The organism is Blastochloris viridis (assembly GCF_001402875.1).
GTDB lineage: Bacteria > Pseudomonadota > Alphaproteobacteria > Rhizobiales > Xanthobacteraceae > Blastochloris > Blastochloris viridis.
Window position 1 is genome coordinate 1,047,236 of sequence record NZ_CP012946.1, and the last position, 13,340, is coordinate 1,060,575.

8 protein-coding genes are annotated in these 13,340 nt (G+C 69.3%); 5 read left to right on the forward strand and 3 right to left on the reverse strand.

Annotated elements, in window-relative coordinates; genetic code table 11:
* The first annotated feature begins 17 nt into the window (after nucleotides 1-17).
* On the forward strand, nucleotides 18-941 hold the full coding sequence (locus tag BVIR_RS04680; RefSeq protein ID WP_055036650.1) for an MlaD family protein: 924 nt from the start codon (nucleotides 18-20) through the stop codon (nucleotides 939-941).
* Nucleotides 942-984: 43 nt separating this feature from the next.
* The gene (locus BVIR_RS04685; protein WP_055036651.1) at nucleotides 985-1,590 is read left to right on the forward strand and encodes an ABC-type transport auxiliary lipoprotein family protein; all 606 of its coding nucleotides are present in this window, start codon (nucleotides 985-987) and stop codon (nucleotides 1,588-1,590) included.
* A gap of 436 nt (nucleotides 1,591-2,026) precedes the next feature.
* Here BVIR_RS04685 and BVIR_RS04690 read toward each other — a convergent pair whose 3' ends face one another.
* Nucleotides 2,027-7,672 (reverse strand): apolipoprotein A-IV repeat region-like domain-containing protein, encoded by a 5,646-nt coding sequence (locus BVIR_RS04690; RefSeq protein ID WP_055036652.1) that lies wholly within the window; start codon nucleotides 7,670-7,672, stop codon nucleotides 2,027-2,029.
* A 243-nt stretch (nucleotides 7,673-7,915) separates the two neighbouring features.
* On the opposite strand from BVIR_RS04690, the gene BVIR_RS04695 reads away from it, so the two are divergent.
* Entirely contained in the window at nucleotides 7,916-8,251 is a 336-nt protein-coding gene (locus BVIR_RS04695; RefSeq protein WP_197604401.1) for a hypothetical protein, read from the forward strand.
* Nucleotides 8,252-8,315: 64 nt separating this feature from the next.
* Nucleotides 8,316-8,696, forward strand: coding sequence for an Hpt domain-containing protein (locus tag BVIR_RS04700; protein WP_055036653.1), 381 nt, complete (start codon nucleotides 8,316-8,318; stop codon nucleotides 8,694-8,696).
* A 112-nt stretch (nucleotides 8,697-8,808) separates the two neighbouring features.
* On the opposite strand, the gene BVIR_RS04705 is transcribed toward BVIR_RS04700, so the two are convergent.
* Complete coding sequence (locus BVIR_RS04705) at nucleotides 8,809-9,267, reverse strand: hypothetical protein (RefSeq protein ID WP_055036654.1); 459 nt, start codon at nucleotides 9,265-9,267, stop codon at nucleotides 8,809-8,811.
* Between the two features lie 261 nt (nucleotides 9,268-9,528).
* Here BVIR_RS04705 and BVIR_RS04710 point away from each other — a divergent pair, with 261 nt between their 5' ends.
* Nucleotides 9,529-9,849, forward strand: coding sequence for a 2Fe-2S iron-sulfur cluster-binding protein (locus BVIR_RS04710; RefSeq protein WP_055036655.1), 321 nt, complete (start codon nucleotides 9,529-9,531; stop codon nucleotides 9,847-9,849).
* A 327-nt stretch (nucleotides 9,850-10,176) separates the two neighbouring features.
* Here BVIR_RS04710 and BVIR_RS04715 read toward each other — a convergent pair whose 3' ends face one another.
* Nucleotides 10,177-13,338: an efflux RND transporter permease subunit gene (locus BVIR_RS04715; protein ID WP_082416706.1), complete on the reverse strand. Its 3,162-nt coding sequence runs from the start codon at nucleotides 13,336-13,338 to the stop codon at nucleotides 10,177-10,179.
* Nucleotides 13,339-13,340 lie beyond the last annotated feature (2 nt).

The window sequence follows — 13,340 nt, forward strand, 5'->3', positions numbered from 1 at the left end:
GGGTGCCGGGGCATTCGATGGAAACCAGGGCCAATTATCTGATCGTCGGGCTGTTCACCTTGGCGGTCATCGCGTCCGGGTTCGTGTTCGTGTGGTGGTTCCAGCGGCCGATGCAGCGCACGGCCGGCAACACCTTCGACGTGGTGTTCGACGGATCGGTGTCGGGCCTCAGAGCCGGCTCATCGGTGCTGTTCAACGGCATCCGCGTCGGCGAGGTGCATAGCCTGAGGCTCGACCCCGACAATCCGCGCCGCGTGATCGCGGTGATGGTGGTGCAGTCCTCGACGCCGATTCGCGCCGATACCAAGGCCAGCCTGGAGTATCAGGGCCTGACCGGCATCGCCTCGGTCAGCTTGAGCGGGGGCGAGCCCGACGCACCGCCGCCGCCAACCGGCCCGAGCGGCACGCCGCGTATCGTCACCGACGCTTCGGCGACGCAGGACATGGCGGCCGCGGTGCGCCGCGTCGCCGGCCAGGCCGAGGCCGTGCTCGGCAAGATCGACCGGCTGATCAGCGACAACCAGACGGACGTCCGTGCCACGATCGCGAACGTCACCCGTTTTTCCGAGGCGCTGGCGCGCAACTCCGAGGCCGTCGACGGTCTGCTCAAGGAGGCTTCGGTAGCGACGAAGAGCATCGCCAGCGCGTCCGGAAAGATCGACAGGCTGCTGGGCACGGATGAAAAGGGCGTCGCAGCCGACATCTCCGGCGCCACCCGTGCCATCCGCGAACTGGCCGAGCGCCTCGACAAGCGCACGGCCGATATCACCGTCGGCATCACCAATTTCACCAATCGCGGCTTGCGGGACTTCGAGGCGCTGACGGTCGACGGTCGCCGCACCATCAACGATTTCGACCGCACGTTGCGGAAGCTCGAGCGCAATCCCAGCCAGTTCATCTTTGGTGGCAATGGCGTGCCCGAGTACAGTCAACGGCGGTAGCGACGAGGTGCGGTGTGCCGGACGGGGCGAGGGGAGCGTGGTGATGGCGCAGGCTGGCAGGGGTGCGGGCGGGGTTCGCGTCGCGCTGCTCGTTGGTGCGGCCGCACTGGCGCTGGCGGGCTGTGGCGGTCCGCCCAAGGCGACCTTCGATCTCACCGCGCCGCACGACGTCAGGGTGACCTCGCCGACGCCGCGCGGCCTGATGGTGGTGGCGCAGCCGACGGCGCTGCAGGTGCTGGACAGCGAGCAGATCGCGGTGTTGCCGCGGCCGGGCGAGGTGACCTACGCCGACAACAGCCAGTGGACCGACCGGCTGCCGAACCTGCTGCAGGCCCGCATCATCCAGGCGTTCGAGAACGCCAGCCGGCTGCGCGCGGTGGGTCGGCCGTCCGACCGGCTGACGCCGGACTGGTCGCTGATCACCGAGATTCGCCAGTTCGGCGTCGTGGTCGAAGCCGGCCTGCCGATCGCGGTGGTCGAGATCTCGGCCAAGCTGGTGACCGATCGCGGCGGCCGGATCGTCGCCGGCAAGGTGTTCCACGCCGCCGGCCCTGGTGCCACCGACGGCGCGGGCGCGGCTGCCGCGCTCGACCGCGCGCTCGGCGTGGTGCTGCGCGACATGGTGGCGTGGGCGACCGCGCGGATCTGAAACGGCGGCGGCAGCCGGCCGGGTTCCGATCGCAGATGGTCGTGACATCATTGATTCCAACGACGAAAATCTGCGAGTTCCGGGCGAAGCGAAGCTGAGACTCCGAACCCCATGATCCGCGACCTTTCCGCGGCAACGGCAGCGCGGGCGATGCCGCGCAGCTAGGGGCGGTGCGGACAACGGCGAGCCTGGCGGGATCATGGGTCCCGGATCGCGCGGCTTCGCCGCTTGTCCGGGACGACGGCGCGAGGTCTTCGCCGCGGCCGGGCGGCATCGGACAACGGACGGCACGGCGTCGTGGCGCGTAGCGCGCACGGTTTCTGTGCCGGCGATCGGCGCGGCGTCCTGGCGATCACGTCGCGATGTCAGGGAACACGCTGGCAGACGAAAAAGGGCGCGCCGCGGCGCGCCCTTTTGTGCCGTCCCGGCCAGCCGCTCAGTCGAAGCGGCCGGCGGCGTGGGCCAGCATGGTGTAGACCTTGCCGGTGTCGGAGGTGAGGTAGGTCTTGGTCAGCACCTGACCGCCGTCCTGCCGCGACACCTGATCGAGCAGGCGCTCGAACTCCTCGACATAGCGGTCGACCGTGGTGCGGAACTCAGCGTCGCTGCGATAGCGGCGGCGGACCTCATCGAAGCGCTGCTGGCCCTGCAGGGTGTAAAGCCGGCGCGTGAACACGCTGCGCTCGCCGCGTTTGTAGCGTTCCCATAGTTCGACCGCGGCGTCGTGGTCGATCATGCGCGCGATGTCCATTGCCAGCGAGTCGAGCGACTCGATGGCGTGATGGGGCGGCCGCGCCGACCGGCTGGCGTTACCGGAGGCGGGCTTGGCCGGCGGCGGGTTGGCCTCCTGCGAGGCGCGGGCGAGCAGGTCCGACAGCCAGCCGCCGTTGTTGGAGGCCGGCTCCGGCGCCCGCGGCGCCGGCTCGGACCGCGGCGGTGCCGCCATCCGGGCCGGTTCGGCCGCCTCGAAGCGCGCGGTGCGGGCCGATCCGCCGGCGGACGCCGCCTCGGCGGTGCGGCGGGCCGGCTCCACCACGTCGACGCCGCGGCCATGGCGGGCCACGATCTCGTTGAGGTCGCCAAGCGCCTTGATCTGCTCGGCGATCACCCGGCGCATCGCCGTGGCGCTCTCTTTGGTCTCCTGCGGCAGTTCGAGCACGCCGCGCTTCATCTCCTCGCGCGTGGAGTCGAGCGTGGCGCGGACGTCCTCCGTCATTGCCTTCATCTCGCGGGCGACATCGGCGAAGTGCTTGAAGCGCTTGTCGATTTCGCCGGCGTAGCTCGAGATGTCGCCGGACAGCGACTCCAGCGCGTGACGGCGCTGGTCAAGGGTGTCGTCGATCTGGCGGTGGGTCTCGCCGAGGGTGTGCGCCGTCGACGCCATCAGCTGGCCCTGGGTCTGGAAGCGCTCGGACAGCGTGCCGAGGTCCTTGAGGACGCCGGTTGCCATCGTCTCCAGATTGACGACGCGCTCGTTGAGGCGTTCGGTCGAGTCGCGGAACGCCTCGAAGCGCTCGGTGAAGGCGCCTTCCAGCGTCTCCAGGTTGCGCGTCGCCGCCACCATCACCTGCTGCATCGCGGCGTTGGCCTCGCGCATGCGCTCCAGCATCTGGGTGACGTCGGTCTTGACCTGCTCGCCGGTCGAGGCCAGTTCGCCGACCGTGGTGCGGCCGGTGGAGTCGAGCGCCTGCAGCAAGGCCTCGCCCGACTGCGACACCGTGCGGGTGAAAGCCGCAGCGCTGGCCGCGATCGACTCCGCGATGCCGGTGCCGCGCTGCTCCACCGCCCTCGTGATGGTCTCGCCCATGCGGGTGATCTCACCGGTGAACCGGGTGGTGCGCTCGTCGAGCGCCGTCACCAGCGTCGAGGACTTTTCGTCGAGCAGGCGGGTGAGTTCGAGGGTGCGCGTGGCGAGCGCGTTCGAAACCTCGCCGGCGCGGCTGCCGAGGCCGACGATGGCGGCGCTGGAGCGCTCGTCGAGCAGCTTGCCCAGTTCATCGGTGCGGGCGGTGAGGTCGTTCGCCACCGTGGCGACGCGGTCGCCCAGCGCCGAGGTCATCTTGTAGGTGCGCTCGTCCAGCATCTGGGCCAGCTCGACGGTGCGCTGGCCGAGTTCGTTCGCGACCTCGTCGGCGCGGGCGCCGAGAGCCTGCACCATCGTACCGGAGCGCTCCTCGAGCATCCTGGCGAGATGCTCGGTCGAAGCGGTGAGTTCGGTGGTGATGGCCGAGGCGCTGGCGCCGAGGGTGGAGCGCATCTTCTGGGTGCGCTCATCCAGCAGCTGCGCCATCTCGGCGGTACGCTCGCCGAGCGTGACGGCCGCGTCTTCGGCGCGGGCGCCGAGCGCCTGCACCATGATGCCGGAGCGCTCGTCGAGCATCTTGGCGAGCGTCTCGGTGCTGGTCGCCAGTTCGTTGGTGACCGACGAGGTGCTGGCGCCCAGGGTCGAGGCCATGCGGGCGGCGCGGTCGTCCAGCAACTGCGCCAGGTCGGCGGTGCGCTGGCCGAGGGTGGCGGCCACTTCGTCGGCCCGCGAGCCGAGCGAGAGCACGATGGTGCCGGAGCGCTCGTCCAGCATCTTGGCCATGCTGTCGGTGGTGTCGGTGAGCTGGTTGGTGAGGGCGGTGACGCTGGTGCCGAGCGTCGTCGCCATGCGGTTGGTGCGATCCTCCAGCAGGTGGGCGAGCTCGGCGGTGCGGCGGCCGAGCGCCATCGCCACCTCCTCGGCACGGCCGCCGAGCGCCTGGACCAGGGTGCCGGAGCGCTCGTCCAGGATCTTGGCGAGCGCTTCGGCGCCGGTGGTGAGCTCTGCGGTGACGCTCGAGGCACGGGCGCCGAGCGCGGTGATGGCGGCGTCGGTGCGCTCGTCGATGGTGCGGGCCATCTGCTCGGTCGAGGCCGACAGCTCGGCGGTGACGCTCGAGGCGCGGGCGCCGAGCGCCTGCACCAGGGCGTCGGAGCGCTCGTCGAGCAGCTTGGTGAGCTGCTCGGTGCGCAGCGTCAGTTCGCTGGTGACGGCGGTGGCGCGGGTGCCGAGCACCTGAACCAGCGTGCCCGAGCGCTCGTCGAGGATCTTCGTCAGCTGGTCGGTGCTGGTGGCGATCTCGGCGGCGGCGGCAGCGGCGCGCGAGCCGAGCGCGGCGGTCATCTGCTCGGAGCGTTCGTCCAGCAGCTGGGCAAGCTCGGTGGTGCGCTGGCCGAGCACGCTCGCCACGTCGTTGGCGCGGGTGCCGAGTGCCTGGACCATCGCGTCCGAGCGCTCGTCGAGCAGCTTGGTGAGCTGTTCGGTGATCGCCGCGATTTCGGCGGTGACCACCGAGGCGCGGGTGCCGACCGACGAGGTGAAGTGGGTGGTGCGGTCGTCGAGCAACTGGGCGAGTTCGGTGGTGCGCTGGCCGAGCGCGGTGGCGACCTCGTTGGCACGGATGCCGAGCGACTGGTGGATGTGATCGCTGAGGCCGGCGAGGGTGCGCTCGACCACCTGGGCGTCGGTGCGCAGCGTGTTGGTGACCGCCTCGACCTTGGAGGTGAGCGTCTCGGTGAAGGCGATGCCGCGGGCCTCGATCGAGGTCGACACCGACTCCAGCCGGCCGACGATCAGCTCCTCGAACCGGGCGATGCGGGTGTCCATGTCGTTCGTCATCTCGACGGCGCGGGCGCCGAGCTGACGGTCGACCACCTCGGAGCGCTCGATCAGCACGTCGCCGAGTTCCTGCGTCTTCTGCGAGAACACGCTGGCCAGATCGAGAACCTTGCGGTCGAGCAGCTCGACGGTGCCGTTCGAGCCGTCGTTGAGCGCCTTGGCGAAGTCGAGCGTACGCTGGGCGAGGGTCTGGTTGAGGGTCTGGGCGCGCGCTTCCAGGGTGTGCTCGATGCGGGCGATGCGCTGGTCGAGCGTGCCGGCGATCTCGTTGGTCTTGGCGGCGACGCGCTCGTCGAACGTCGACAGATTGACCCGGAAGCTCTCGCCAACGCTGTCGACCCGGCGCGACACCTGCTCCAGCAACTGGGTGCCGTGGACGCGCACGGTCTGGTCGAAGTCGGCGAGGCCATCGCCGATCAGCTTGGCGAGCACGCCGGTGTCGGTGCCGATGCGGTCGGCCAGTTCGCCGCCGCGGACGGTGATGGTTTCCTCGAACGCCTTGAGGCGGGCGTTGAGCATCTCCTTCACCGCGTCGCCCTTGGCCGAAATGGTGGTGGCGAGGGTCTCGGCGGTCTCGCGGAAGGAGTCGGTGACCTTGTTGCCGCGCACCGCGATCGCCTTCGACACCTCGGTGCCGACGGCGGCCAGCCGCTCGGTCATCTCGTTGCCGCGACCGGCGATCAGCTTGGTCACCTCGCCGCCGACCACCGCCAGCCGCTCGGTCATCTCGTTGCCACGGTCGGCGATGGCCTGGGAGACCTCGGTGCCGACGGCGGCCAGCCGCTCGGTGACGTCGGAGCCGCCGGCGGTCAGGGTCTCGGCAACGCGGATGCCGACGTCCTCCAGCTTGCACACCACCTCGCCGCCGCGCATCGACAGGTCCATGATCAGCGCTTCGCCGGTGGACTTGAGGGTGCGGTCGAGGTCGCCGGCGCGGAACGCGATCTCATCGGCAAGCTTGGTGCCGGTGGTGACCAGGGCGTTGGTGATTTCGGCGGAGCGGAGCTCCAGCGTCTCGGTGGCCTGCTGCGAGCTGGCGGTCACTGTCGCCGCCATTTCGGCGGTGCGCTGGGTCATGGTGTCGGCCAGCTCGCCAGTGATCTTCACCACGCTGGCCGTCATATCTTCGGTGCGGCTGCTCAGCGTATCGGCAAGCTGGGTGGTGGTGCGCAGCACGTCGGTGGTGAGGGCCTCGGTGCGGTTGCCGAGCGTCTCGGCAATCTCGGCGGTGGTGCGCAGCATGTTCGCCGTCACCTCGTCGGTGCGGCGGTTCAGCGTCTCGGCGAGGTCGCTGGTGGTGCGGACCACGGCCGAGGAGATCTCGTCGGTGCGCGACACCATGGACTCGGTCAAATCGAGGGTCGCGGTGTTGAGGCGGGTGGTGATCTCGTCGATCTGGCCGCGCATCGCCGCGACCAGCTGATCGGAGGACTCCGACAGCGTGGTGTTGACCTCGGTGCCGGTGGCGCTCAGGCGCTCCAGCAGGTCGCCGCCCTTCTCGACGATGGCCTCGATCATCTGGTCGCCGACCTGGCCGAGCGCCACGGTGATGTGCTCGCCGCGGTCGGCCAGGCTGATGGTGACGCGCTCGCCCGCTTCCATGATGGCGGCGTTGATGCGCTCGGAGACGCCCTGCACTTCGTGGGTGAAGGCCTCGTGGGCGCCGGAAATGGTGGAGCCGATGCGGTCGGCGTGGGCGGTGATCGACTCCCGCTCGGTGACCAGGCGGTCGACCAGGGCACGAACCCGCATCTCGTTCTGCTCGTAGGAGCGCTCGAGGGTGACGACCTCGTTGCGAACCAGGGTCTCCAGCTCGCCGGCGCGGGCCACCGCGCGCTCGATGCCGTCATTGACCGCCGACACCTCGCGGCGGATGGCCTGGCCCAGCGTCATGATGCCGTCGGTGGCGAGGTCGCCCGGTTGGGCCAGCAGCAGCGCGACCTCGGTCATCGAGCGGGCGGTCTGGCGCAGCTCGATCGAGCGCCGGATCAGGCCGGCGACCACGAAGAAGAAGAACACCGGCAGCACGAGGCCGGCGACGACCGCCAGCAGGTGCGGACGGGTGGCCATGTCGGCCATCGAGCCGAGCGCGCGGAAATCGTCGCCGAAAGTGGCGGCAAACAGCCCGCCGGCCATGCCCAGCCACACCGCGGCAGCGATCAGCGCGCCCCAATAGGGCAAGGTGGAGGGGCGGCGCTGCATGTTGGCCAGGATCTGGCCGACGGTGCGGCGGTCGTCATTGGCGGCACGGCGGGGCGGAACCGGGCGTTCGTGTCGGTCGTGGCGTTCGGCCGGCGGCGCGGCCGCCTCGTCGATCGGGATCCGTGGCCGGATCGGACGACGGTCGTCGGCGTGGTCCTGAGCGACGCTCAGAGCCTCCTGAACCGCGGATAGGGCTGCTTCCGTGGGGTCCTGCAGCTTTTTGGGTGTCTTCGCCATCGTCGTCGCCTCCGGTCCGTACTCGTGACCTCGACCGGCGGTAAGCCGTTCGGGCCGGGTCGGCATGCTCGCGCCCGCCATACAACCGACGGGACACACTTCCAGACGCCGCCGTCGCGTGCCAGGATTGTGGTCGCGCCCGGAGGTATCTTAGTCCACCGCACAAATACTGTATCGGCGCAACCTGGCGAAGGAAACCCGCTCAGAACAAGGTTTCAGATCATCGTTAACGGATTGGTTACCATGATGCCACGCCGTCACAGCGACTCGGACGAGCAGGAGCAAGAGGTTCCGGCGCACGGCTCGGCCGCACAACCGAGCGAGGCCCAGCGGCGGTATCTCGCTCGCGGCCTTGCCGAACCCGGTGGAAAACTCCCGCTGTTCGACGATGTCGGCCGGGAGGTTCCGCTCAAGACCATCGAGGCGTGCGTCAAGCACGGCTGGGCCGAGCGCTGGACTGCCAACCCGGTCAAGCCCGACTGGGTGGTGTGCAAGCTTACGCCCGCCGGCTATCGCGCGCTGGGCGCGGAGCCGCCGCCGCCGCCATCGGATCGGCCGGGGACGCCGCAACGCCGTTAAGGCGATGTTTAGAGGATGTCAGTCATAAGAGTCGAGTCCTCGCAATCCACCCCCAGGATGTGCCATGGCCTCGCTCTCCTCTGAACCGCGGATCACCGCGCCGGCGCTCGACCGGCCGATCGATCTTGTTCATCTGTCGCGGGTCGCGTTCGGCGACCGGGCGTTGGAACGCGAAGTTCTCGGCCTGTTCATGCGGCAGTCGGCGATCCAGCTCGACCGGCTCAAGGGGGCCCGCACCGCCCAAACCTTCGGCGTCGCCGCCCACACCCTGAAAGGGTCGGCGCTCGGCATCGGCGCCCAGCACGTCGCGATCATCGCGGCCGAGGCGGAGGCGCTGGCCGGCCAGCACGACACCGCCGAGGCGTTCGAGGTGCTGGCGCGGCTGGAAGCCCGCGTCGCCGAAAGCCACCTCTATATTTCCCAGTTGCTCGCCGGCGGGCACTGAGCGCCGAGCGCTCGCGCGCGGACGGCAGGGTGCGCCAAGGCAGCTCGTGCCGGCAGCGTGACCCCGGCCACACCAAATCCGGCCGATCGGCCGGATTTTCGCAGTCCAGGGATCACGACAGCCAGAGGCCGTATCCGGCTGCCGGCTGCGGGCTGACGCGCTGTGCCTGACCCGGCCGGTCGTCGTCGATGCTCTCGGCAAGGGCGCGCGCCGCGGTGGCCGCCGTTGCCGCTGCGGCACGTTGCGCGGCGCTGAGCGCCGGGTCGGATGCCATTTTCGCCGCGCTGGGGCCGAACACCGCCAGCAGTTCGCCGGCCACCCGCGCCGCCGTCGCCAGCAGCACCCGCGCCTGATCGTTGCGAAGCTGGCCGCCGACGCCGGCGAGCCGGGCCAGCAGCCGGATTCGGGCAGCCAGCGCCGCCACCTCGCGCTCGGCGAAAGAGGTGGCATGGCCGGGCCGGGTGTCGGCGGGCCGCATGAACGGCGACTGGCTCTCGATCTGGCACAGCGCCGCCTCGAAGGCGTAACCGCCGACCGGCTCGGCCGAGGGCTGGGCGGTCGGGTCCGGCACCAGCCTGGTCCGGGCCGGTGCGCGGGTTCGGCAGGAGGTGGGGGAGGTCGTATCAAACATGTCAGGCACCCGTTCGGTTTGTTGGGGGACGCGCCCATCGCGTCCGTTGCGGCCATCTCTGCCACAGCGGCACTGACGCGCTGCTGGCGCGACCCGTCAGCGAACTGTCATCGGGCGGCGCCAACCGGGGGCTTGGCGCGCCATTTCCGACCGCCTATAAGGCGCCTCCGCGCATTCGCGCTCCATCCAGCGTCCAATTCCATGCCCAAGATCACGTTTATCGATGCCGCCGGGACGGCGCATGCGGTTGAGGCCGAGGTCGGCTCTACCGTTATGGAAGGCGCCATCAAGAATGGCGTTCCGGGAATTGAAGCCGAGTGCGGCGGCGCCTGCGCCTGCGCCACCTGCCACGTCTATGTCGACGAGGCCTGGCTGGAGCGGACCGGCGAGCCGGTGGCGATGGAGCAGGACATGCTCGACTTCGCCTTCGACGTCCGGTCCAACTCGCGGCTGTCGTGCCAGATCAAGGTCACTGACGAGCTCGACGGCCTCGTGGTCAACATTCCCGAGCAGCAGGGCTGAGGCGGAAGCGCTGCCGCCGGAAAATTCCTTTCCGATCAAGGATTTTCGGTGAGTTTGGTTGCGGGATCACGACGCGATCGTCCGAAAACCGTACCATACTAACGGCGGCGGCAGCCGGCCGTCGGTTCCGATCGCAGATTTCGTGAAATCATTGATTTCAAGGACGAAAATCTGCGAGCTTCAACGGCCCCATGCGTCAGCACCGGGGCCGTGGAAGCAGGCGGTCGGGCCGGGGGCGACGGGTCGCGGTTCTTCCCCTCGCTTCGTCGCCGCGATGAGGTTTCAAACGCCTCGGGCGATGAGGTTTCCCGTCGCCCGAGGCGTTTGTCATTCCACCGGGGCAGGCGGGATCGTCGCGTGCTTGTTCTTGCCCCTGCCGCCGATCAGGCGATGCGCCCACTCGCGGCCGCGCTGGAACACCACGTAGAGCCCCGGGATGACGAAGATACCGAGGCAGCTTGCCGCCAGCATGCCGGAGAACACCGCGGTGCCGACCGCGCGCTGGGTGTTGGCGCCGGCGCCGGAGGCGAACACCAGCGGCACCAGGCCGAGGATGAAGGCGAACGAGGTCATCATCACCGCGCGGAACCGCAGTTTGGCACCCTCGACCGCCGCATCCATGATCTCGGCGCCCTCGCGCCGCCGCTCCATCGCGAACTCGACGATCAGGATGGCGTTCTTGGCGGCGAGCGCGATCAGCACCACAATGCCGATCTGGGCGAACAGATTGTTGTCGAGACCGGAGAGGTAGAGCCCGGTCATCGCCCCGCACAGGCCGACCGCGACCGACACCAGCACCGCCACCGGGATGGTCCAGCTTTCATAGAGCCCGACCAGGAACAGGTAGGCGAACAGCACCGCGAGCGCGAGCACGAAGCCGGTCTGCCCGCCGGCGATCTTCTCCTGCAGCGCGGTGCCGGTCCACTCAAAGCCGTAGCCGGAGGGCAGGGTCTTGGCCGACAGTTGCTCCATCGCCGCCAGCGCCTCGCCGGTGGAATGGCCGGCGGCGGCCTCGCCCTGCAACGTCACCGAGCGCACATTGTTGTAGCGGATGATGGTGGCCGGCGCGGTGCTCTGCACCGCCTCGGCGAAGGCGCGCACCGGCACGAGGTCGCCGGCATTGGTGCGGATCCGCACCCTGAGCACGTCGTCCATGCTCAGGCGGTCGTCGGCCTCGGCCTGGGCCTGGACCTGCCAGGTGCGGCCGAACAGATTGAAGTCGTTGACGTACTGGCCGCCGAACGTGGTCTGCAGGGTCGAGAACAGCTCCGAGATCTCGATACCGAGCGCCTGGGCGCGGTCGCGGTCGATGTTCAGCGTGATCTGCGGCGTCAGCGCGCTATAGGTGGTGAAGACGTTGGTGAGGCGCTTGTCCTCGGCGGCCGCCAGCATCATGCCGCGGGCGACGCCGGCCAGCTCCGCCGGCTCGGCGCCGGACAGTGCCTGGAGCTGGTACTCGAAGCCGGAACCGGTGCCGAGGCCCTGGATCGGCGGCAGGTTGAAGACGAACACATTGGCCGCTGCGATCGACTGGAACGCGGTGCGCAGCTCCTTCAATGCCGAGAACACCGACATCGAGGGGTCCTTGCGCTGGTCGAACGGCTTGAGCGCGACCACGACCAGCGCCCGGTTGGGCAGCGCAAGTCCGTCGAGCAGGCTGTAGCCGTTGACGAAGAACAGGTTCTGCACCCACGGCTTGCCGGCGAGGATCCCCTCGACCTCCTTCACCACCGCCTCGGTGCGGGTGACGGAGGCGGCGTCGGGAAGCTGGATCTCGCCCATGAACGCGCCCTGGTCCTCCTCCGGCAGGAAGCCCGATGGGACGACGCCGGTCAAGAAGACGGCGCCGCCGGCGAAGCACGCCACCAGCACCACCGAAACGGCGGCGACCCGCACCAGCCGGCGCACCACCGCGGTGTAGCCGTCGCGGGCGCCGTCGATGCCGCGCTGGAGCAGCTTCATCACGCCGCTCGAAGGCCGTCCGGGCCGGAGCAGCAGCGCGCACAAGGCCGGCGACAGCGTCAGCGCGATGGTGGCGGAGATCAGCATCGACACCGACACCGACACCGCGAACTGCTGGTAGAGCTGGCCGGTGATGCCGGGGATGAAGGCGGTCGGCACGAACACGCTGAGCAGCACCAGCGTGATGGCGAGGATCGGGCCGGTGATCTGGCCCATCGCCTTTTCGGTGGCCTCGGCGGGGGAGAGGTTCGGCTCCTCCTCCATCACCCGCTCGACGTTCTCCACCACCACGATGGCATCGTCCACCACGATGCCGATCGCCAGCACCAAGGCCAAAAGCGAGACGGTGTTGGCGGTAAAGCCGATCGCCAGCATCACCGCGAAGGTGCCGATCAACGCCACCGGCACCGCGGCGATCGGGATCAGGGTCGCGCGCAGCTTGCCGAGGAACACGAACACCACGATCGCGACCAGCACGAAGGCTTCGAGCAGGGTTTCCTGCACCGACTCGATGGTCTTCTCGACGAACACCGTGGTGTCGTACATCACGTCGTAGGCGACATCGGCCGGGAAGCGCGTCGCCATCTCCTTCATCGCGCTCTGCACGCCGCTGGCAACCGAAATCGCGTTGGCGCCGGGCGACTGGTAGATGGCGATGCCGGTGGCCGGCTTGCCGTTGTAGCGGATCGAGGCGTCGGACGACTTGGCGCCGAGCTCGACGGTGGCGATGTCCTTGATGCGCACAATGGCGCCGTCGGAGGTGGCGCGCACCACGACGTCGCCGAACTCCTCGGGCGACACCAGGCGGCCGCGGGTCGAGATGTTGAACTGGAACTCGGTGCCGGGCCGCACCGGCGCGGCGCCGACGCGGCCGAGCGCTGCCTGGATGTTCTGCGATTTCAGCGCATTGGCGACGTCCTGCGGCGCCAGATCAAGACTGTTCATGCGGTCGAGGTCGAACCACACCCGCATGGCGTATTCCTTGGCGCCGAACAGGTTGGCCTGTCCGACGCCCGGCACGCGGGCGAGCCGGTCGACCAGATTGATCACCGCGAAATTGGTCAGGAACAGTTCGTCGTGGGTGCCGGCCGGCGAATGGATGGCGATGACCTGGAGCATCGCCGACGACTGCTTCTTCACCGTCACGCCATTGCGCTGCACGTCCTGCGGCAGCTGCGAGTTGGCCTGGTTGACCCGGTTCATCACGTTGACGGTGGCGATGTCGGGGTCGGTGCCGACCTCGAAGGAGACGGTCAGCGTGTAGCTGCCGTCGGCGCCGGAGGTCGAGCGCATGTCGATCATGTGGTCGACGCCGTTGACCTGGCCCTCGATCACCTGGGCGACCGAAGCCTCGACGTCCGCCGCCGAGGCGCCGGGATAGGAGGCCGAGACCTGGACCTGAGGCGGCACGATGTCGGGGTATTGCGCCACCGGCAGCGAGCGCAGGGCGATGAGCCCGGCGACCAGGATGACGACCGCGATGACGATGGCGAGCCGCGGCCGCCGGATGAAGACCGATGAGATCATGT

Bases quoted from the DNA above. Each gene is read 5' to 3' on its own strand.
- BVIR_RS04680 (WP_055036650.1), top strand. From the start codon at position 18: ATGGAAACCAGGGCCAATTATCTGATCGTCGGGCTGTTCACCTTGGCG.
- BVIR_RS04685 (WP_055036651.1), top strand. From the start codon at position 985: ATGGCGCAGGCTGGCAGGGGTGCGGGCGGGGTTCGCGTCGCGCTGCTC.
- BVIR_RS04690 (WP_055036652.1), bottom strand. From the start codon at position 7,672: ATGGCGAAGACACCCAAAAAGCTGCAGGACCCCACGGAAGCAGCCCTA.
- BVIR_RS04695 (WP_197604401.1), top strand. From the start codon at position 7,916: ATGATGCCACGCCGTCACAGCGACTCGGACGAGCAGGAGCAAGAGGTT.
- BVIR_RS04700 (WP_055036653.1), top strand. From the start codon at position 8,316: ATGGCCTCGCTCTCCTCTGAACCGCGGATCACCGCGCCGGCGCTCGAC.
- BVIR_RS04710 (WP_055036655.1), top strand. From the start codon at position 9,529: ATGCCCAAGATCACGTTTATCGATGCCGCCGGGACGGCGCATGCGGTT.
- BVIR_RS04715 (WP_082416706.1), bottom strand. From the start codon at position 13,338: ATGATCTCATCGGTCTTCATCCGGCGGCCGCGGCTCGCCATCGTCATC.